The sequence below is a fragment of the Streptomyces sp. NPDC020747 genome, assembly GCF_044334695.1.
In the GTDB taxonomy this organism is placed as follows: domain Bacteria; phylum Actinomycetota; class Actinomycetes; order Streptomycetales; family Streptomycetaceae; genus Streptomyces.
This window is the reverse complement of sequence record NZ_JBIRTJ010000007.1, coordinates 1-18810: the sequence shown is the minus strand read 5'-3', so window position 1 is coordinate 18810 and position 18810 is coordinate 1. Positions and strand designations below refer to the sequence as shown.

The 18810-nt window shown below is 69.9% G+C and carries 18 protein-coding genes and 1 riboswitch; of the genes, 8 read left to right on the top strand and 10 right to left on the bottom strand.

The features are described from left to right. Window positions 1–12: 12 nt before the first annotated feature. The 3 genes from ACH4YP_RS19585 to ACH4YP_RS19575 form a co-directional block, all read right to left on the bottom strand. On the bottom strand, window positions 13–705 hold the full coding sequence (locus ACH4YP_RS19585) for an SCO2322 family protein (RefSeq protein ID WP_398491429.1): 693 nt from the start codon (window positions 703–705) through the stop codon (window positions 13–15). Then, window positions 702–1952 carry a prenyltransferase/squalene oxidase repeat-containing protein gene (locus tag ACH4YP_RS19580; RefSeq protein ID WP_398491427.1) on the bottom strand — a complete coding sequence of 417 codons (1251 nt, stop codon included), beginning with the start codon at window positions 1950–1952 and terminating at the stop codon, window positions 702–704. The genes ACH4YP_RS19585 and ACH4YP_RS19580 overlap by 4 nt, the downstream gene beginning before the upstream one ends. A gap of 107 nt (window positions 1953–2059) precedes the next feature. Beyond that, window positions 2060–2223: riboswitch (cobalamin riboswitch) on the bottom strand. Between the two features lie 137 nt (window positions 2224–2360). Next, window positions 2361–3386: an MBL fold metallo-hydrolase gene (locus ACH4YP_RS19575; protein ID WP_398491425.1), complete on the bottom strand. Its 1026-nt coding sequence runs from the start codon at window positions 3384–3386 to the stop codon at window positions 2361–2363. A 220-nt stretch (window positions 3387–3606) separates the two neighbouring features. Here ACH4YP_RS19575 and ACH4YP_RS19570 point away from each other — a divergent pair, with 220 nt between their 5' ends. Further along, complete coding sequence (locus ACH4YP_RS19570) at window positions 3607–5064, top strand: aldehyde dehydrogenase (protein ID WP_361056013.1); 1458 nt, start codon at window positions 3607–3609, stop codon at window positions 5062–5064. A 3-nt stretch (window positions 5065–5067) separates the two neighbouring features. Next, window positions 5068–5301, top strand: a complete 234-nt coding sequence (locus ACH4YP_RS19565; protein WP_361056010.1) for a ferredoxin — start codon at window positions 5068–5070, stop codon at window positions 5299–5301. A 28-nt stretch (window positions 5302–5329) separates the two neighbouring features. On the opposite strand, the gene ACH4YP_RS19560 is transcribed toward ACH4YP_RS19565, so the two are convergent. The 3 genes from ACH4YP_RS19560 to ACH4YP_RS19550 are packed head-to-tail and all read right to left on the bottom strand — an operon-like array spanning window position 5330 to window position 6599. Next, window positions 5330–5707: a hypothetical protein gene (locus ACH4YP_RS19560; RefSeq protein ID WP_361056007.1), complete on the bottom strand. Its 378-nt coding sequence runs from the start codon at window positions 5705–5707 to the stop codon at window positions 5330–5332. Beyond that, window positions 5704–5907: a hypothetical protein gene (locus tag ACH4YP_RS19555; protein WP_269653440.1), complete on the bottom strand. Its 204-nt coding sequence runs from the start codon at window positions 5905–5907 to the stop codon at window positions 5704–5706. The genes ACH4YP_RS19560 and ACH4YP_RS19555 overlap by 4 nt, the downstream gene beginning before the upstream one ends. 44 nt (window positions 5908–5951) lie before the next feature. Further along, window positions 5952–6599, bottom strand: coding sequence for a TetR family transcriptional regulator (locus ACH4YP_RS19550; RefSeq protein WP_361056003.1), 648 nt, complete (start codon window positions 6597–6599; stop codon window positions 5952–5954). A 234-nt stretch (window positions 6600–6833) separates the two neighbouring features. Here ACH4YP_RS19550 and ACH4YP_RS19545 point away from each other — a divergent pair, with 234 nt between their 5' ends. Genes ACH4YP_RS19545 through ACH4YP_RS19535 form a run of 3 tightly spaced genes read left to right on the top strand, consistent with a single transcriptional unit; the run spans window position 6834 to window position 10308 of the window. Beyond that, window positions 6834–8474 carry a glycosyltransferase family 4 protein gene (locus tag ACH4YP_RS19545; RefSeq protein WP_398491422.1) on the top strand — a complete coding sequence of 547 codons (1641 nt, stop codon included), beginning with the start codon at window positions 6834–6836 and terminating at the stop codon, window positions 8472–8474. Then, the gene (locus tag ACH4YP_RS19540) at window positions 8468–9238 is read left to right on the top strand and encodes a methyltransferase domain-containing protein (protein WP_361056000.1); all 771 of its coding nucleotides are present in this window, start codon (window positions 8468–8470) and stop codon (window positions 9236–9238) included. Before ACH4YP_RS19545 ends, ACH4YP_RS19540 begins: the two co-directional genes overlap by 7 nt. Then, entirely contained in the window at window positions 9235–10308 is a 1074-nt protein-coding gene (locus ACH4YP_RS19535) for a prenyltransferase (protein ID WP_398491420.1), read from the top strand. Before ACH4YP_RS19540 ends, ACH4YP_RS19535 begins: the two co-directional genes overlap by 4 nt. A gap of 66 nt (window positions 10309–10374) precedes the next feature. Here ACH4YP_RS19535 and ACH4YP_RS19530 read toward each other — a convergent pair whose 3' ends face one another. Further along, complete coding sequence (locus ACH4YP_RS19530; protein WP_398491418.1) at window positions 10375–10671, bottom strand: hypothetical protein; 297 nt, start codon at window positions 10669–10671, stop codon at window positions 10375–10377. Between the two features lie 251 nt (window positions 10672–10922). Between ACH4YP_RS19530 and ACH4YP_RS19525 the strand changes: the two genes are divergently transcribed. The 3 genes from ACH4YP_RS19525 to ACH4YP_RS19515 are packed head-to-tail and all read left to right on the top strand — an operon-like array spanning window position 10923 to window position 14435. Beyond that, on the top strand, window positions 10923–12107 hold the full coding sequence (locus ACH4YP_RS19525) for a hypothetical protein (protein WP_398491416.1): 1185 nt from the start codon (window positions 10923–10925) through the stop codon (window positions 12105–12107). Continuing rightward, entirely contained in the window at window positions 12104–13690 is a 1587-nt protein-coding gene (locus tag ACH4YP_RS19520) for a substrate-binding domain-containing protein (protein WP_398491414.1), read from the top strand. Before ACH4YP_RS19525 ends, ACH4YP_RS19520 begins: the two co-directional genes overlap by 4 nt. Then, the gene (locus tag ACH4YP_RS19515; protein WP_361055986.1) at window positions 13677–14435 is read left to right on the top strand and encodes a hypothetical protein; all 759 of its coding nucleotides are present in this window, start codon (window positions 13677–13679) and stop codon (window positions 14433–14435) included. Before ACH4YP_RS19520 ends, ACH4YP_RS19515 begins: the two co-directional genes overlap by 14 nt. 51 nt (window positions 14436–14486) lie before the next feature. Here the strand turns inward: ACH4YP_RS19515 and ACH4YP_RS19510 are convergent, their stop codons facing one another. The 3 genes from ACH4YP_RS19510 to iscB form a co-directional block, all read right to left on the bottom strand. Further along, window positions 14487–15497 carry an LLM class F420-dependent oxidoreductase gene (locus ACH4YP_RS19510; RefSeq protein WP_361055983.1) on the bottom strand — a complete coding sequence of 337 codons (1011 nt, stop codon included), beginning with the start codon at window positions 15495–15497 and terminating at the stop codon, window positions 14487–14489. Window positions 15498–15629: 132 nt separating this feature from the next. Further along, on the bottom strand, window positions 15630–16472 hold the full coding sequence (locus ACH4YP_RS19505) for a hypothetical protein (protein WP_361055980.1): 843 nt from the start codon (window positions 16470–16472) through the stop codon (window positions 15630–15632). Window positions 16473–16508: 36 nt separating this feature from the next. Next, window positions 16509–18074: an RNA-guided endonuclease IscB gene (gene iscB / locus ACH4YP_RS19500; protein WP_398491413.1), complete on the bottom strand. Its 1566-nt coding sequence runs from the start codon at window positions 18072–18074 to the stop codon at window positions 16509–16511. Between the last annotated feature and the right edge of the window lie 736 nt (window positions 18075–18810).

The following is an 18810-nucleotide window of genomic DNA, read 5'->3' as shown; positions in this document are numbered from 1 at the left end:
TGCAAGGGCCCGTCAGCCGCGGCGGCGGCGTGCTTGCCACACGGCTGCCGCGCCCAGGGCCGCCACCGCGGCGATCCCGGCCAGCAGGCCCAGCGACGGGCCGCCGTCCTCGTTCCCGTCCCCGTTGCCGTCGTCGGACTCGCTCTTCGTCTGCTCGCCGGGCGACGCCGAAGCCTTCGGGCGGTCGCCCGATACCGGCTCTCCGCAACCCGTGCTCGGGTAGCCCGCGATGGCGCACAGCAGGGCGTTCGTGCCGTAGCGGAGGGGCTTGGCGACGGCTGCGAGGGCGTCCGCGGTCGTGGCGTCCTCGTCGACGCGGGCGCAGGCCGTGCGGGGGCGGGGCGGTGTCGAGCCGGACGGGGCGTCCGTGGCCGTGCCGAAGTCGAGGACGAGGCCGACCCGCTTGGAGCCCTCCCGCGCGGGCGTCTTCGCGCAGATCGTCGCGAAGTCGGCCGTCCCGCGAGGCTTCGCCGAGTCCTTCGAGTCCTCGCTCACCGAGAAACGGAAGCCCTGGACGTCACCGTCGGAGGGGTGCGCGGTCGACGGTCCCTGGGTCGCGTACACCCACGTATCGGCCGTATCGGCGGTGGAATTCCGGTCCCAGAAGGACCAGTAGCGGTAGCCGACCGCCTGGGCCTGCCCCGCCGTGCCGAGGACGGCGAGCAGGAGACAAAGGACCGGCAGAACCAGGCGGCGGCAGGTCACGGCTGCTGCTTCTTGTTACGGCCGCTGAGGAGGAAACCGATGCCGATGCCGCCGACCAGGCCGACCCCGATGATCCACCAGAGGCTGACCCCGCCGTCGTCCCCCTCGTCCGAGGCGTCGTCCTTGTCGCTCTTGTCCTCGGCCGGGGCGGAGGACGACGCCGCGGGGCCGGTCGCGCCGAGCTGCTTCACGAGGTCGGCGCCGCCGAAGGCGCGCGGGTCCGTACCGGTGGCGTTCGCCGCGAAGATCAGCTGCGCGTACGCCGCCGGGCCGCTCTTCGCCGCCCAGGTACCGGAGTTCTTCTCCAGCCAGGCCAGCGGCTTCTCGGTGTCGGCCGTGCGACCGGCGGCGGCGAGCGCGACGACCGCGTCGGCGGTGTTGCCGTGGTCCGGCTGGTCCTCGGCGCCGGGGAGGGAGGATTTCAGGTAGCCGTTCTTGGCGACCGCGCCCGCGAGGTACAGGGCACCGTTGGCCGCCGCGTCCTCGACCGTGAAGGGATGGCCGCCCACGCACTTGGCATTCTTCGAGGAACCGCCGTCGTCCTCGGGCTCCGGGGACAGCCCCTCACCGAGGGCACCCAGCACGCCCGCCGCCGTGGCGTCCGGGTTCGCCGCGAGCTCGCCCTTCTTGTCCGGCTGGAAGGCGAAGGCGCCACCGCCGGTCTCGTCGCAGGGGACGGAGAGGCCGAGCAGGGCGTCGTACGGCGTCCGGTCGTCCTTGGAGGGCACGTCCTTCGGGTCGGTGTCCCCGGCGTCCAGGGCCCCGATGACGACGGACGTCGAGTTGCTGTCGCTGGGTGTGCCGGGGAAGTAGCCCCAGCCGCCGTCCTTGTTCTGCACGGACTTCAGCCACTTCACGGCCGCGCCCGTCACGGCGTCGCTCGCGTCGAGGGCCTCCAGGGCCTGCAACGCGGCGGCGGTGCTGTTCGTGTCGACCTTGGTCTTGGCGTCGCACTTCGCGCTCGGGTCGGGGCGGTACGCCGCGAAGGCACCGCTCTCGCACTGCTGGCCGACGAGCCAGTCGACGGACTTCTTCGCGGGCTTCACATCCACGCTGTCCTGGGCGAGCAGCGCGAGCGACTGCCGCCAGACGCCGTCATAGGTGGGGTCGGTGCTGCCGTACAGGGCGGAGGGGAACGCCTGGGACGGGGTCGCGCCGGGCGACTCGTCGGCGAGGGCGGCGGGCGCGGACGCCGTACCGATCACGGCGGTGGCGGCCAGTACCGCTGCGCTGCGGCGGACAAACATGATCGGCGGGTGCCTTTCCCTGTCAAGGAGACGGGCAGCCCAGAACCCCGGGCGGCTCGGCTCCGTATGCCTCGACGGTGCCGGTCACCGGCGGTCCCGGTGACGCGAGCCGGTCACTTCCGTACGGGGCAGTCCGGCTCACCGCCCCAGACCGAATGATCGACCGGGCGGCACACGGTTGCGGGTCAGCGCCGGATTTGCACCGGCTTCCCCCTGTACGAGTGTGATGACGACCCGCTCACTGTACCGACCCGTAGCAAGACCCTGAGGTCCGCCCGTGGGGCCGGACGGCTGGACCGGCTCCGCGCCGGGGCCGACCACCTCGATTCACCGGGCCGACCACTTCGAGTCGTCAGGTCTGACCGCTTCGAGTCACCGGACCTGCCCCGGCGTCCGGGGAGGGCGGGCTCAAACGGCCACGTACGTCACCGGATCGCTCCCCGGTACCGCCTCCGCGTGGCCCAGTTTCACCAGGCGGCGCAGGTGGGCCTCCGCCTCCGAGACGGCGATGTTCCTCGATCCGTAGGGGATGTCGTCCCACGGGCGGTTCCACTCCATGCGGACGGCGAGCTGCCACGAGGTGAGCGGGGTGACGAGGAGGGAGCGGAGGTCGGTGAGGCGGGACTCGTGGTGGTCCAGCAACTCCCTTACGCGGGACGGCGCGTCGGTGAAGGAGTGCAGGTGGGCCGGGAGGACCTCGGCCGGTTCGAGGCGGCCGATCCGCTCCAGGGAGTCGAGGTAGTCGCCGAGCGGGTCGGCGACGGTCTCGTCGTTCGGGTCCTCGTACAGGCCGATGTGCGGGGTGATCCTCGGCAGGAGGTGGTCCCCCGAGAACAGGCGTCCGTGGCCCGGGAGTTGGGCCGGATGGGCCTCCTCCAGGTGGAGGCAGACATGGCCGGGGGTGTGGCCCGGCGTCCAGATCGCGCGGAGGCGGCGGCCGGCGAGGTCGAGGAGTTCGCCGGGGACGATCTCGCGGTCGGGGAGCGCGGGGGAGGCGCCGGGGAACATCCGGGAGCGGGCGGTGCGCATCGGCGCCACGTGCTCCTCGGGTGCACCCGAGGCGGTCAACTTGTCGGCCATGTACGTGAACCAGCGCCCGGGCTTCGTCTCGCGTGTGCGCCGCACGATCGAGATGTCGGCGGCGTGCATCGCGAGCCAGGCGCCGGACGCCTCCCGCACCTTGCCCGACAGGCCGTGGTGGTCCGGGTGGTGATGGGTGATCACCACTCCGTGGATCTCCGCGACGGACGTCCCGCACGCCACGAGCCCCTCGACGAGCGCGTCCCAGGACGCCGGATCGTCCCAGCCCGTGTCGATCAGCACCGGCCCGCGGTCGGTGTCCACGACGTACACGAGCGTCGTTCCGAGGGGATTGTCCGGGATGGGAACCTGGAGGGACCGTACGCCCCCGCCGTGATCGGTCACCTGTGCCATGGGTTCCCCTGTCGCCGACTCCCGGCCACTATAACTAGAACCAGTTCCAATGGGAGCCCAAGTCACTCATCAGGTCGGTGTGATGGATCACGGGGCGGTGAAGTGGTGTGAGGTCCGTGGACTCCTCCAACTAGAACTGGTATCAGTTCCATGTCGTCATGTCTGATGAACCGTCAGTCTGATGCACCGTCAGAAATGTCCTCCGGAGAGGCAGTCGGCCATGACCGAGCTCGTGGAACACGGACAGCTGTTCATCGGCGGGGAGCTGGCCGCTCCCCTCGGCCAGGACGTGATCGAGGTGATCTCCCCGCACACCGAGGAGGTCATCGGCCGGGTGCCGCACGCCTCGCGGGCGGACGTCGACCGGGCCGTCGCGGTCGCGCGGACCGCGTTCGACGAGGGCCCCTGGCCGCGGATGTCCCTCGACGAGCGCATCGAGGTCGTCACCCGCATCAAGGACGCGATCGCCGTACGCCACGAGGAGATCGCCCGCGTCATCTCCTCCGAGAACGGCTCCCCGTACTCCTGGAGCGTCCTCGCGCAGGCCCTCGGCGCGATGATGGTGTGGGACGCGGCGATCACGGTCGCGCGGGACTTCACGTACGAGGAGACGCGCGACGGAGTGCTCGGGAAGATCCTCGTGCGGCGCGAGCCGGTCGGGGTCGTCGCGGCCGTCGCCCCCTGGAACGTCCCGCAGTTCGTGGCGGCGGCCAAGCTCGCGCCCGCGCTGCTGACCGGCTGCACGGTCGTGCTCAAGCCGTCGCCCGAGTCGCCGCTCGACGCGTACATACTCGGCGAGATCACGAAGGAGGCCGGGCTGCCGGACGGCGTGCTGTCGATCCTGCCGGCGGACCGCGAGGTGAGCGAGTACCTGGTCGGGCATCCCGGGATCGACAAGGTCTCCTTCACGGGTTCGGTCGCCGCGGGTCGGCGGGTCATGGAGGTAGCGTCACGCAACCTCACGCGCGTGACACTGGAGTTGGGCGGGAAGTCGGCGGCGGTGGTCCTGCCGGACGCGGACATCGCGACCTCCGTGCCGGGCATCGTCTCGGCGGCCTGGATGAACAACGGCCAGGCGTGCGTCGCGCAGACCCGCATCCTGCTGCCGCGTTCTCGCTACGACGAGTTCGCGGAGGCGTTCGCCGCGGCGGCGGGCGCGCTGGTGGTCGGCGACCCGCTGGACCCGGCGACCCAGGTGGGTCCGCTGGTCGCCCAACGGCAGCAGCAGCGCAACCTCGACTACATCCGCATCGGCCAGGAGGAGGGCGCCAAGATCCTCACGGGCGGCGGGCGTCCGCCGGGCCTCGACCGCGGCTGGTACGTCGAGCCGACGCTCTTCGGCGACGTCGACAACTCCATGCGGATCGCTCGCGAGGAGATCTTCGGGCCGGTGATCTGCCTGCTCCCGTACGGCGACGAGGCCGAGGCGGTGAAGATCGCCAACGACTCCGACTACGGGCTGAGCGGCAGCGTCTGGACGGCCGACGTGGGCCATGGCATCGACGTGGCCCGACAGGTCCGTACCGGCACGTACTCCGTCAACACCTTCAGCCTCGACATGCTCGGCCCGTTCGGCGGCTACAAGAACTCCGGCCTGGGGCGCGAGTTCGGTCCAGAGGGCTTCAGTGAGTACCTGGAGCACAAGATGATCCACCTGCCCGCCGGCTGGGAGGCCTGACCGATGGGCGACCGCTGGCACGTCGAGGTCGACCGCTCCCTCTGCATCGGCTCGGCCCAGTGCACCCACCTCGCCCCCACCGCCTTCCACCTCGACTCCGCCATGCAGTCCCACCCCGCGGACCCGGAGGCCGACGCCAACGAGAAGGTCCTGGAGGCGGCGGAGGGGTGTCCGGTGGAGGCGATCATGATCACCCTCCTCGGCTCGGGCGAGGCGGTGTTTCCTCCGGAGGAGTGAGGGCCGAGGGCGGCGGGGCCTGCGGGCCCTACCGCCAGGAGGCGATGGTGCGGGCTACGTCCCGGAGGTCGGCTTCCTGGGCTCGGATGGCTCCGGCCAGCAGGTGAACGTCGTCGGGTTTGGGGTCGACCGGCTGCTCGGAGGCGTTCATGTAGAGCGCGGCGCAGGCCCAGCCGATGACGGCGTTGAAGTCGGCGAAGGGCCGCAGGAGCAGAGCGGTGTGGAACAACGTGGCGGCACGCGCGGCCGGTTCCTCGTAGTAGAGCTGGCCGTGCGGCTGCTCGAAGAGGTGTCGGTCCGCCATGGCGTTCAACGCGCCCCAGTCTGCGACGGGGGTGTTGACGGGCGAGACGCGAGTCTGGACCTCCAGGATCCACCCCGCGTCGACGCGGATGACAGGGCTCAACGCATACCCTCCGGCATGTCCTTGAACACGTCCATGGCCCACGCGACGGTCTCGTCGACGCCCTGAAGGAACGCCGTCCGCTGTGCGTCCGCGAGGATTATGTCGTGCGCGTGGGAACGCATGGACTTGCCGAGCGAGGCCGCGTGCGCCTTGGCGAAAGCGAGCTCTTCCTCGGTGAATTCCACTGTGATCATCGGCATGCCGAAAATGGTAGCAGTGGTGAAATCGACGGCAGTAGCACCGGTCAATCGTCCGTTGACGTCAGGTCGATCAACCTGCACACCGTTTCGATGTCGATCTTGACCTGGGCGATGGAGGCGCGGCCCGAGAGCCAGGTGATGAGGGCCGAGTGCCAGGTGTGTTCGATGACGCGGACGGCGGAGAGCTGGGCGGGGGTGGGATCGTCGAGGCCCATCGCGTCGAGGATGATCACCGTGGTCTGGCGGGAGACCTGGTCGACCTCCGGGCTGACGCTGCGGTCGGCGAACGTCAGGGCGCGGACCATCGCGTCGGCGAGATGCGGCTCGCGCTGGAGGGCGCGGAAGGCCCGCATCAGCGTCTCCGCCACCCGCTCCGCCGCCTTGTCGCCCGCCGGCGGCTTCTTGCGGAGCGTCCCGTGCATATGGGCGAGCTGATCCTGCATCGTCGCGACCAGCAGATGCACCTTGGACGGGAAGTAGCGGTAGAGCGTGCCCAGGGCCACCTGGGACAGCTCCGCCACCTCCCGCATCTGCACCGCGTCGAACCCGCCCCGGCTCGCCAGCTGCGCGCTCGCGTGCAGGATGCGCCGCCGCCGCGCCTCCTGGCGCTCGGTGAGCGGGGGAGTGACCGGCTGCGCGGCCCGTACCGCCGGCTGCGCGGCCTTCGCCGCAGTCTTGGCTTCCGCAGGCATGGATCCCGATTCCGTGACGTTCGTACAAGACTCGTACAACAGAGGGCTCGATGGGGACGAGTGGGCGACAGCAGAGTAGAGCCCGGCCGTGGTGTGAATCACCTGATCCACCGCTCACAGGAGAGCTACCTGCCGGTAGATTCTGTGCTCCCTGAACGATCAAGTCTGAAACTTGTTCTAGATTACCGTCCCGAAGTAATCTCGCGGGAACGTGCTGGAAGAAGGGGGCCGAGAGTGACCCATGAGGCCATGGAGGCAGGCCTCCACGCGGGCTCGGCCGCCGACGCCGACCGACCGCTGCGCATCGCGCTCCTCACCTATAAAGGGAACCCGTTCTGCGGCGGACAGGGCGTCTACGTACGGCACCTCTCGCGCGAGCTGGCCCGCCTCGGCCACCAGGTCGAGGTCATCGGCTCCCAGCCCTACCCCGTGCTCGACGAGGTCGTGGGCGGGGGTGAGGACGGGAGCGCGGATGGGGGCCCGGGCGGCGGCCCGGATGGGACCCCGGGTGGGCTCTCCCTCACCGAACTGCCCAGCCTCGACCTGTACCGCCACCCGGATCCCTTTCGGACCCCGAGGCGTGACGAGTACCGCGACTGGATCGACGCGCTCGAAGTCGGCACGATGTGGACCGGCGGCTTTCCCGAGCCGCTGACGTTCTCCCTGCGTGCCCGCCGCCATCTCCGCGCCCGCCGCGGCGACTTCGACGTCGTGCACGACAACCAGACCCTGGGCTATGGGCTGTTGGGGGATGTGGGCGCCCCGCTGGTCACCACCATCCACCATCCCATCACCGTGGACCGGCAGTTGGAGCTGGACGCCGCGGAAGGCCCGCGCCGCCGGATGTCGGTGCGCCGCTGGTACGCGTTCACGCGCATGCAGAAGCGCGTCGCACGCCGCCTTCCCTCCGTCCTCACCGTCTCCGGCACGTCCCGCCAGGAGATCGTCGACCACCTCGGCGTACGCGACGACCGCATCCACGTCGTCCACATCGGCGCCGACACCGACCTCTTCTCGCCGGATCCGTCCGTGCGGCAGGTGCCGGGCCGGATCGTCACCACGTCCAGCGCGGACGTCCCTCTCAAGGGCCTCGTCTTCCTCGTCGAGGCGCTCGCCAAGGTCCGTGCGGAGCATCCCGCCGCCCACCTCGTCGTCGTCGGCAAGCGCGCCGAGGACGGGCCGGTCGCCCAGCTCATCGAGCGGTACGGCCTCGAAGGCTCCGTCGAGTTCGTGAAGGGCATCTCGGACGCGGAGCTCGTCGACCTCGTGCGGTCCGCCGAGGTCGCCTGTGTGCCCTCTCTGTACGAGGGGTTCTCGCTGCCCGCCGCCGAGGCGATGGCCACCGGTACGCCGCTCGTGGCCACGACCGGCGGGGCCATCCCCGAGGTCACCGGCCCCGACGGCGAGACCTGCCTGGCCGTCAGGCCCGGCGACGCGGGGGCGCTGGCCGCCGGGCTCAGCAAGCTGCTGGGCGACCCCGCGCTGCGCGCCCGCCTCGGCACCGCCGGACGCGAGCGCGTCCTCCGCCACTTCACCTGGGCCAAGGCCGCCGAGGGCACGGTCGCCCGCTACCGCGAGGCGATCGCGGGCGGGGGCCGCTCCGCGGCGACCGGGTCGGGGAGCCCCGCTACGGGTGGGGCGGCCCGGAGCGACGCTGCGGCTGGGCCCCGGAGCCCCTCCACGACCGGGACCCTGCCCACGGCCTCACAAACAGCGGACCCGGCGTCCGCCACCCCGCCGCCCGTGGCGTCCGCCACCGCTCCGGCCCCGGCGCCTGCCACCCCGCCGCCCGTGGCGTCCGCCACCCCCGTGAACGTGGCGCCCGCCACCGCCCCCGTGGACACCCCTCACCGTGAAAGCAGGACCACGTGCTGACCGTCGACTTCTCCCGGTTTCCGCTTGCCGCGGGGGACCGTGTGCTGGATCTCGGGTGCGGGGCGGGACGCCACGCGTTCGAGTGCTACCGGCGCGGCGCGCACGTCGTCGCGCTGGACCAGAACGGTGAGGAGATCCGCGAGGTCGCCAAGTGGTTCGCCGCGATGAAGGAGGCGGGCGAGGCACCGGAGGGCGCGACCGCCACCGCCATGGAGGGCGACGCGCTCCAACTCCCCTTCCCCGACGAGTCGTTCGACGTCGTCATCATCTCCGAGGTGATGGAGCACATCCCGGACGACAAGGGCGTGCTCGCCGAGATGGTCCGCGTGCTCAAGCCCGGCGGGCGGATAGCCATCACCGTCCCGCGCTACGGGCCCGAGAAGGTCTGCTGGACGCTCTCGGACGCGTACCACGAGGTCGAGGGCGGCCACATCCGCATCTACAGGGCGGACGAACTGCTCGGCAGGATCCGCGAGGCGGGCCTGCGGCCGTACGGCACGCATCACGCCCACGCGCTGCACAGCCCCTACTGGTGGCTGAAGTGCGCGTTCGGCGTCGACAACGACAAGGCGCTGCCGGTGCGGGCGTACCACAAGCTCCTCGTCTGGGACATCATGAAGAAACCTCTCGCCACCCGGGTCGCCGAGCAGGCGCTGAACCCGCTGATCGGCAAGAGCTTCGTGGCGTACGCGACCAAGCCCCACCTGCCCGTCGTCGCCGCCACGGTGGACGCTTCCGACGCTGCCACGGTGGACCCTTCGTGACGACACCGCGCACGGAGCACCTCGTCCTGACCGGAGTGCTCACCGCGGAAGAGGCCGCGCAGACCGTCCGGGGCATCCTGGCCGTGCAGCGCGCGGACGGCGCCGTACCGTGGTTCCGCGGACACCACCTCGACCCCTGGGACCACACCGAGGCCGCCATGGCCCTGGACGCGGCCGGTGAGCACGAGGCCGCCGGGCGGGCGTACGACTGGCTGGCGCGGCACCAGAACCGGGACGGTTCCTGGTACGCGGCCTACGCCGACGGGGACGCCGCCGACGTCACCGACCGCGGCCGTGAGACCAACTTCTGCGCGTACGTCGCCGTCGGCGTGTGGCACCACTACCTCGCCACCGGCGACGACACGTTCCTTGACCGGATGTGGCCGACCGTGTTCGCGGCGGTCGAGTTCGTCCTCGAACTGCAGCAGTCCGGCGGGCAGATCGGCTGGAAGCGCGAGGACGACGGGACGCCCGTCAACGACGCGCTGCTGACCGGGAGTTCGTCCGTCCACCACGCGCTGCGCTGTGCACTGGCCATCGCCGAGGAACGCGAGGAGCCGCAGCCCGACTGGGAGTTGGCGGTGGGCGCGCTGCGCCACGCGATACGCCGGCACCCGGAGCGGTTCCTCGACAAGGGCCGCTACTCGATGGACTGGTACTACCCGGTGCTCGGCGGCGCGCTGACCGGCGCCGAGGCGAAGGACCGCATAGAGGGGGACTGGGACCGCTTCGTGGTCCCGGGGCTCGGCGTACGGTGCGTCGTCCCCAACCCGTGGGTGACGGGCGGCGAGTCCGCCGAACTCGCCCTGGCACTCTGGGCCGTGGGCGAGTCCGACCGGGCCCTGGAGATCCTCCAGTCGATCCAGCATCTGCGGGACCCGGGAACCGGCCTGTACTGGACGGGCTTCGTCTTCGACGACGCCCAGGCGGTCTGGCCGGAGGAACTCACCTCCTGGACGGCCGGTTCCCTGCTCCTCGCCGTCGCCGCTCTCGGCGGCGACGAGGCCACGTGCGCGGTCTTCAGCGGCGACCGCCTGCCGACGGGCCTGGACCCGGACTGCTGTCAGTAGCGGACCGCTGCCAGTAGGGGCCGGGCCGCCTGTTCGGTACGTACGCGCACCTGCTCGGTACCTACGTCAGCGACGGTGGGCGCGGTTGGCGATCGCGTGCCCCACGAAGAGGTACACGACGGCCGCGAGGCCGTACCCCGCGACGACCCGTGCCCACTGCTCGTCGAAGGTGAACAGGTCGTGCGACCAGCCGGCGAGCCAGCGTGCCGCGTCATGGATGAACTGGACGAAGTCATTGCCCTGGTTGGCGTCCAGCAGGTACATCAGGATCCAGAGGCCAAGGATGAGGGCCATGATGTCGGCGACGACCGCGATGACCGTGCCGGCCTGGTTGGCACCGTTACTGCGAGTTCGAGAGGACATGCTCTGCGGGTTGCCCTTGAATCCTGGATGAAACCCGTTGCGGTCGATCGCTTTGGAATCCGTCGAGGTCAAGGAGCTGCCGAAGGGCGGTGCCAGGCTCTCCCGGTGATGGTTCGTCAGCGCTTAACCTTGCTTCCAACTGCCGTTCGTCGTGAGGTGGTTCGGCGGTAAGCGCTGTCACCGACGATCCTGCCCCACGCTAGGGGGAGACGCCGGTGTCCGCGAACAGATCCGTTTCCGAGGAACCTCGCTTGGTCGTCAACAGACCCGAGCGCAGCCGCCTGCGCCGCACACTCGCTTTCACACTCCCGGTCCCCGTCGTGGGCCTCGTTCTGCTCCTCGCCTCCGGCCATCTGCTGATGCCGCTCGACCGGGTCGTCACGATCGAGGCCAAGATGGCCTCCAAAAGGGACTTCTTCGAGGATCCCCAGGTCCAGCGCATCCTGATGGAGCACGGGTTCCGCGTCCACATCACGAACATGGGCTCCCGCGACATCGCCAACCAGGACGTCGAGGGCTACGACGTGGTGTTCCCTTCCGGACAGCCCGCGGCGGACCTGATCACCAGCAAGCGTGCGACGGCCGGCAACCCGGTGCTCACCTACCGGCCCTTCGTCAGCCCGATCGTCCTGGGCACCTACCGGGCGTACGCCGAGACGCTGAAGGACGCGAAGGTCGCAGAGCCCCAGCCGAACGGGAGTGGCGGCGGTGAGCCGCTCTACTACACGCTCAACATGTGGAAGTTCCTGAAGCTGACCGCGGACGGCAAGCGCTGGAAGAACATCGGCATCGACGACCACGGCGTGGAGAACGGCAACAAGATCCTCGCCCAGACCTCGAACATCTGCCAGGCCAACTCCGGCGGTACGTATCTCGGTCTCGTCGCCTTCGTGAAGCACGGCAACGACGCTCCGAACGGCATGGACGAGGCGGAGAAACTCGCCCAGCAGATCAAGCCGCTGCTCGTCGAACAGGGCCTGCCCGCCTCCGAGATGGCCGAGACCTACCTCTCCCCGAACGGCAAGAGCATCTCGCCCATCGCGGTCTTCTACGAGCACCAGTACCTGGCCCACCAGATCCGCTACCAGAAGGCGAAGGGCAGGCCCGACACCGACCGCGTCCTCCTCTACCCGGACACCCGCTTCGTCACCGAACCCCAGCTGGTCGCCCTCACCAAGGACGGCGAACGGCTCGGTGAACTGGTGACGAGGAACCCCGAACTCCAGGCACGGGCCGTGGAGTTGGGCTTCAGGCCGCGGGACGCCACCGCGGACGAGATGAGCGACCGGCTGGCGAAGTTCCTGACCGACCGCCGGATCCAGGCGCCCGTCACCTCCGCCGACGACACGAAAGCGGTCCTCCCCAGCCTGTCCGTCCTGGAGCGGATGATCCAGATCGTCGGAGACTGCCCGGACCTGCGCAAGGACCCCAAGTGAGACGCGGGCTCGGGGTCCTGACGCTGTGTCTGACACTCACCCTGACCGCCACCGCCTGTTCCGGAAGCGACGACGAGAAGACCACTCTCCATGTCCTCGCCGGCCCCGACCTCGCCGTACTGGAGCCGCTCCTCGACGAGTTGAAGGACGAGACCGGAGTCGAGCTCGACATGGACTACCGGGCCGACGCGGACACCGGTGACGCCCTGGTCCCCGGCACCGGAAAGACCGGCGGGCACGACCTGGCCTGGCTCTCCACCGACCGCTCCTTCCGGCTGCGCCACAAGGACACCGCCCAGCGGCTGCTGCGTACGCCGACCATGCTCTCGCCGGTCGTCGTCGGCCTGCGGCCGGAGGTCGCGCGCGGGCTGCGGGCCAAGTCGCCCGGTGGAGCGCTCAGTTGGGCCGACATCGCCGACGCCGCCGCCACCGGATCCGTACGCTTCGGCATGGCGGACCCCCGTAAGACGGGCACCGGCCTCGCCGCGCTCGTCGGCGTCGCGACCGCCGCGGCCGGCACCGGTGGCGCCCTGCGCGAGGACGACGTCTCCTGCGACCGGCTGCGCGGCTTCCGCTCCGGCCAGAAGCTCACCGCCGACTCCACCCGCGATCTGCTCGACGACTTCGTCGACCACCCCGGCACCGCCAACGCCCTCATCACCTACGAGTCCGACCTGCTCGCCCTCAACTCCGGTGGCCGGCTGAAGGAGAAGCTGGAGATCGTCCGCCCCGAGGACGGCATGGTCCTCGCCGACTTTCCCCTGCTGCTCCTCGACCCGGACGACAAGGACCGACGGGCCGCCTACGACAAGGTCGTGGAGTGGCTCCAGCGGGACTCCGTACAGGAGAAGATCATGCGCACGGCCCTGCGGCGCCCGGTGAGCCCGTCCGTCCGGCGGGACGGCCAACTGCGCGCCCCGGTCGGCAACGCGCTCTACTTCCCCGACCAACTGCGTGTCGTGGAGCGGCTGTTGGACGACTACGGCGATCCCCGGCGACGCGTCCCCGACCAGGTGATCTTCCTGCTCGACTTCTCCGGGTCGATGCGCGGCGAGCGCATGGCGGCCCTGCGCGAGGCCTTCGCGGACCTCAGTGGCGCGGACTCCTCGGCCACGGGCAAGTTCGCCCGCTTCTACCAGGGCGAGCGGCTGACCGTCGTGCGGTTCGGCGGCCGGGTGCTGGAGGAGAGGACCGTCACCGTCGCCGGGCAGCAGGACCTGAGGACACTCGCCGACGTCGTCGCGCGCGGCGGCTACGGCGACGCGACCGCCGTCTGGACCGCCCTCGACCACGGCTACCGCACGGCCTCGGCCGTGGTCGCCGACGACCCCGAACGGGCCGTGTCCATCGTCCTGATGACGGACGGCGAGAACAACTCCGGTATCCCGTACGAGGAGTTCGTACGCCGCTACCAGGCGCGGGCGGCCGGAACCCGCGCCGCGGTCCACACCTACCCCGTGCACTTCGGGGAGGCCGACGCAGGCGAACTGCGGCGCGCGGCCACGAAGACGGGCGGACGCATGGTGGAGGCGCGGGGCTCATCCCTTTCCGAGGCGTTCAAGGAGATCCGTGGCTGTCGTTGACGCGCAGTGGTGGGGTGTGTGGTGGCCCTGGATGACGGTGTGGCTGGTCACCGCGGCCGGTCTCGTCGTGCTCGGTGTCGTGCTGGCACGGCACGTCCGCGAGCGAAGACGGCGGGCGCTCGGGCAGCGGTCCGCGTACAGCATCTGCTTCTACCTCGACGAGAAGGCGGTGATGGACCTCTACCGGATCGGCAACTACAGCGCGGCCCTGGAGCAGGCGGTCGAGCACCGGACCAACGTCAACACCAGCCTGGGTCTTTGGGGCAGGCTGCTGCCGTGGACGGTCAAGGCCAACCGGGACATCAGCCAGGAGAAGTTCAGCAGTTACGTCCAGAAGAGCGAACCCATCTCCGTGATCGGGATGCTCATGGACGCCTTCGAGCGCGCCGACGTCATCGTCCACGCCGACCTGCGCTCCGGGGACGTCACCCCGAACCGCGCCCTCGCCGAAGCCCTCGGCCCCGAGGCCGGCCGCGGCGGCCTCGCGCTCAGCGACATCGAGGAGTTCGTCTCGGTCCGCGGCCGCTTCCTGGTGGAGCCGGACTCGGCCGAGGAGATCGTGCTGCGCGCCCCGTACGGGGATCCAGGGCAGCCCTCGTACGTCCGCGTTACCTGCGCCGCGGGCGGTCTGCGCGGCGAGCGTCTCAACGACGGTTCCTTCCAGGCGCGTTGCCTGGGCAAGATGACCGGCTGGCGGTCGGACAGTCGCGAGGTCACGCTGGAGGCGATCGCCATATTCCGCTGACGGCCGCCGTGGGGTGGGGAGTTGCCGGTCCCTTCGGTCGCGTTGGACGCGCTAGGAGTTGAGTTCGGCCAGGGTGCGCAGGGTGAGCCGGTCCGGGGACAGCACCAGCAGGTCCGTCACCGGGCCCTTGCGCCACAACTCCAGCCGCTCCGCGATCCGTTCGCGCGGGCCGACGAGCGAGATCTCGTCGGCGAAGGCGTCCGGCACGGCGAGTACGGCCTCCTCGCGACGGCCCGCCAGGAACAGCTCCTGGATACGGCGGGCCTCCTCCTCGAAGCCCATCCGCGCCATCAGGTCGGCGTGGAAGTTGCGTGCTGCGTGCCCCATGCCCCCGATGTAGAAGCCGAGCATCGCCTTCACGGGCAGCAGCCCCTCGGCGACGTCGTCACAGACCTTCGCCCGGGCCATGGGCGCGACGAGGAAGCCCTCGGGAGCGGCTTCGAGGGAGGCCTCGTACACGTCCGTCCGCATCGGCGACCAGTACAGCGGCAGCCAGCCGTCCGCGATCCGGGTGGTCTGCGCGATGTTCTTCGGCCCCTCGGCGCCGAGCAGGACGGGCAGTTCGGCGCGCAGCGGATGCGTGATCGGCTTGAGAGCCTTGCCGATGCCCGTCCCGTCCTCGCCCCGGTACGGATGCGAGTGGAACCGCCCGTCCAGCTCCACGGGCGCCTCGCGCCTGAGGACCTGACGTACGACATCGACGTACTCCCGGGTCGCGGTGAGCGGTGACCTGGGGAACGGACGCCCGTACCAGCCCTCGACGACCTGCGGACCCGACAGGCCGAGGCCGAGCATCACGCGGCCGCCCGAGAGATGGTCGAGCGTGAGCGCGTGCATCGCGGTCGTGGTGGGGGAGCGGGCGGCCATCTGGGCGATCGCCGTACCCAGCTTGATCCTTGAGGTCTGCGCGGCGATCCAGGTGAGCGGCGTGAAGACGTCGGAGCCCCAGGACTCGGCGGTCCACACGGAGTCGTAACCGAGCCGCTCCGCCTCCTGGGCGAGAGGCACATGGTCCGCCGAGGGACCGCGTCCCCAGTAGCCGAGAGCGAGTCCTAGCCGCATGCACACCACTCCTGACGGGTCGTCAGATGCCGGATACCCCGGCGACTGTACGCCGAACGGCCCCCCACCCGGAAGAGCGCCGAAGAGCTCGTGAGGGTGGAGGGCCGTGGCGGAGACCGGCGGCGGTGTGCGTCAGCCGCGCTGGATCCCGGACGTGTCCTGCAGAACACCGCGGCGGCCGTCCTGCGTCTGCGCCACCAGGCTGGGGCCGCGCTGCTCGACGGCCAGGTACCAGGTGCCCGGCGCCAGTTCGGCGATCGGCGTCGGCGAACCGTCCTCCGCGAACAGCGGACGCGCCACCGGCACGGCGAACCAGAACGGCGAGAACTCCCCGGCGGGCGGCTGCCCCTGCGGGGCCTGCGCCTGCTGCGGCTGAGGCTGCGTGCCGAACGGCTGACCGGGCTGACCCGGCTGCGGCTGACCGCCGTAGGGCTGGCCGGGCTGCGGGGCACCGGCGCCCGGGTAGCCGTAACCACCCGGCGGCTGACCGCCGTACGGCTGCGGGGCGGCCGGCTTGGGGGCGGGGAGGAGGGGGCCCTTGAGAGCCGGGACGAGGGGGGTGGCGACCGCGGCACCGGCGAGGGCCAGGGTGGCGACCAGGCTGAGGATGAGACCGGTGCCCGCCCCGAAGTTGCTGAGACCGCCGTTGTTGTCGAAGCCGCCGGCCGGGTCGAAGATGTTCCCGAGCGCGCTCCAGGCGGCGAACACCGTGAAGGCGATGCCGAACTGGCCGAGGTCGAGACCGGCGACCTTCGGCAGCTGCGGCAGGCCACGGGCGACGACGATCAGCGCGGCGCCGATGAGGCCGGCGAAGGTGACGCTCAGGAGGAGCGGGCCACTTCCCCAGGCGTTGGGAATTTCGGCGCTGTCGCTGGCCCCGTCGATCGAGTAAATGTCGAGGAACGACGCGATCAACAGCAGTACCGCTGCTCCGATCACCACGCCGTCGCCTCGAGTGAGGGAGCGGATATTCACCGTACGCCTCCCGAGGAAGTCCCGGTGCGGTGCGGGTCAAGCATGTGTGGTCTCCATTCGGCTGGTGTAGGCGTAGCCGTCGGCTCGTTGGAGCAGGCGGATATGCCGGTGGTGAACGCCCTGCACGAGTCCGTGGCAGGTCTTGATATTGAAGTCGCCGGTGGCGCGGACGGCGACACGGCCGGTGTGGATGCCCTGTTTCTTGCCCGTCGGGACGCTCGCCCGCACGAGGTCGCCGGTGGCGTAGCCGAAGTGCTGTTTGGTGCGGGGCATGGTGAGGCGGGGGAACCCGTACCGGTCGGGGGCGGTGCGGCGGTAGGTTCCGCGTCCGGTCGCGGTCACAACGAGGACCTTGGCCGGGTGATGTGCGACGCTTTCGAGGACCCCGACGCACAGAGCATCCAAGGTGTGGGACTTGAGCGTTGTGGTGCGCCGACGGTTCCACCTGGTGCGGCCACCGGAGGCCGACCGCACGTCTCGGTGGGTGGACTCGAGCATGCGGACGAGCGCACAGCGAGTTGCGTTCATCGCCGCGGCGTCCTGCAGCGGGGCCTTCATCTGCCGAAGGATCTTCGCTAGCAGGGCAGGCCTTTTTTCAAGGAAGTCCTCCACCAGCTTGTTGCCCTTCCTCTCGTTGCAGGGAACGCAGGCGAGGACGAGATTGGAGAGCCGGTCGGAGCCGCCCCGAGATCTGGGATGGACGTGTTCGATGTTGAGTGGGACGCCTGTCGCACCGCAGTAGGCGCAAGTGCGGTTCCACTTCGCCAACAGGTACTCGCGCAGCTCCATCCCCTGCAGAGTCCCGTGCTGATATTCCGCACCGGACAGAGGCTTGCCCGCACTCATGGCATGGGTGTCGAAGGCGACGCGCTCTACGTGCACGGTGCGTATAGGGGCCCAGCGGGCGAGTCTGTCCACCCACGCTGTAGTGGTGTCCACCCGGTGCTGGAGGGACGGCGCGAGCCAGCCTTCCGGCCGGGTGCGGTTGTTGAAGCGCGGAGCCCGGTAGCGCAGGTTCCGCCCTCTCCGCCCCCGGCGTAGCGCGGCTCGGGACGTGAGCTTGTCTCGAATAGCTACGCCTCGGTGGGATAGTTCGACTGCGAACAGACCATGGCGGGCGGTTCCTTCGGACTCCTCGACCGTGCGAAACACCGCGATTCCGGTAAATCTGCTGCCTGGGTCGATACCTAGTTCCACGCTCTCGACTTCGGAGGCGGAGGCGGTTCGGTCCTTGAGGCGGATGACGAAAGGGGTGTGCCGGTGCACGACTGCCCGGCCCTGCCTCAACAGTTTGCGGGCGCGGACAGGTGTGCAGGGCATGAGTGGTTGGTGGTGTTTGTCCAGGACGAACACCGTGGGGTGGCCCTCACGGGCCGCGCCCTCCCCCGCCGAAGCGGGGTCGGGGTGACGTCCTGCGGGATGGGTGCCCTCCAGCAGGATCTCCCCTCGCCCATGTTCAGAACCTGTACCCGGCTCGGTTGCCGGGAGTCCGCAGGCCGTTTCGTCCCTACTTCCGGGGGTGTCTGCTCCTGCGGATTCCAGAGCGCGCTGCTGAGGAAGCACAGCGTGGTGGGTCTTCTTACATGAACTGAACGTAGTCATCGGATGCACCTCCTTGCGGCGATGACTGGGGCTGGTCAAACGTGGGCGTAACCTCAACTGAGGGACACGCCCCGGCCATGAGGCCGAGGAGTGATTGACTTCAGGTCCTTCGTCGGTCATTGATGGGCGTCGCTGGTGCGGTGCGTTGTAGCGTGAACACGCAGCGGTCCTACTGCGGGGACGACCTTATCGCCTGTATGAGTGGGGTGTTCGCTCGGGATAAGGATCCTCTGCCCGCGCCTTCACACAACCTGAGACGTCAGCACCCTGTCTTCCGAGAGCGAAGTGCACGTCGGGGCATCCCCAAGGGCACTTCGCGTGAGCCCAGGTGTTGGTTTGCCACTCGCCTCGGGTACCGCTGGAGGGGTGTGTGCCGCAGGAAACGACTTGAAGCGGACCTGAGGTGCTCATGGTGAAGGTTTCGTGCGGTCACGAGCATTCCTGTAATGAACCGCTGCTGCTAGGGCCCTTCTGATGGATCTCCGTGGGAGAAGGAGCGGCGGTCGGTGCGTGCGATCGGCGTGCGGTGTGGAGGGTCATGTGGCGGAGCCACTTGGCCCTTCGCGCCGTGCGGCGAGCGTGCGTGCCGGGCGTCGCGACGCCGCGGAGATCCATCAGAAGGGCCCTAGGGCCTGTGTGAGGTTGTGATCAGCCAGTTGCCTTCAGTAGGTCGTTGATCCAGATCATTGAGGCACGGAGGTGGAGGCCGGCGAGGTAGCTCTCGGGCGACTTGTCG

Bases quoted from the DNA above. Each gene is read 5' to 3' on its own strand.
- ACH4YP_RS19580 (WP_398491427.1), bottom strand. From the start codon at position 1,952: ATGTTTGTCCGCCGCAGCGCAGCGGTACTGGCCGCCACCGCCGTGATC.
- ACH4YP_RS19575 (WP_398491425.1), bottom strand. From the start codon at position 3,386: ATGGCACAGGTGACCGATCACGGCGGGGGCGTACGGTCCCTCCAGGTT.
- ACH4YP_RS19570 (WP_361056013.1), top strand. From the start codon at position 3,607: ATGACCGAGCTCGTGGAACACGGACAGCTGTTCATCGGCGGGGAGCTG.
- ACH4YP_RS19565 (WP_361056010.1), top strand. From the start codon at position 5,068: ATGGGCGACCGCTGGCACGTCGAGGTCGACCGCTCCCTCTGCATCGGC.
- ACH4YP_RS19555 (WP_269653440.1), bottom strand. From the start codon at position 5,907: ATGCCGATGATCACAGTGGAATTCACCGAGGAAGAGCTCGCTTTCGCC.
- ACH4YP_RS19550 (WP_361056003.1), bottom strand. From the start codon at position 6,599: ATGCCTGCGGAAGCCAAGACTGCGGCGAAGGCCGCGCAGCCGGCGGTA.
- ACH4YP_RS19530 (WP_398491418.1), bottom strand. From the start codon at position 10,671: ATGTCCTCTCGAACTCGCAGTAACGGTGCCAACCAGGCCGGCACGGTC.
- ACH4YP_RS19510 (WP_361055983.1), bottom strand. From the start codon at position 15,497: ATGCGGCTAGGACTCGCTCTCGGCTACTGGGGACGCGGTCCCTCGGCG.
- iscB (WP_398491413.1), bottom strand. From the start codon at position 18,074: ATGACTACGTTCAGTTCATGTAAGAAGACCCACCACGCTGTGCTTCCT.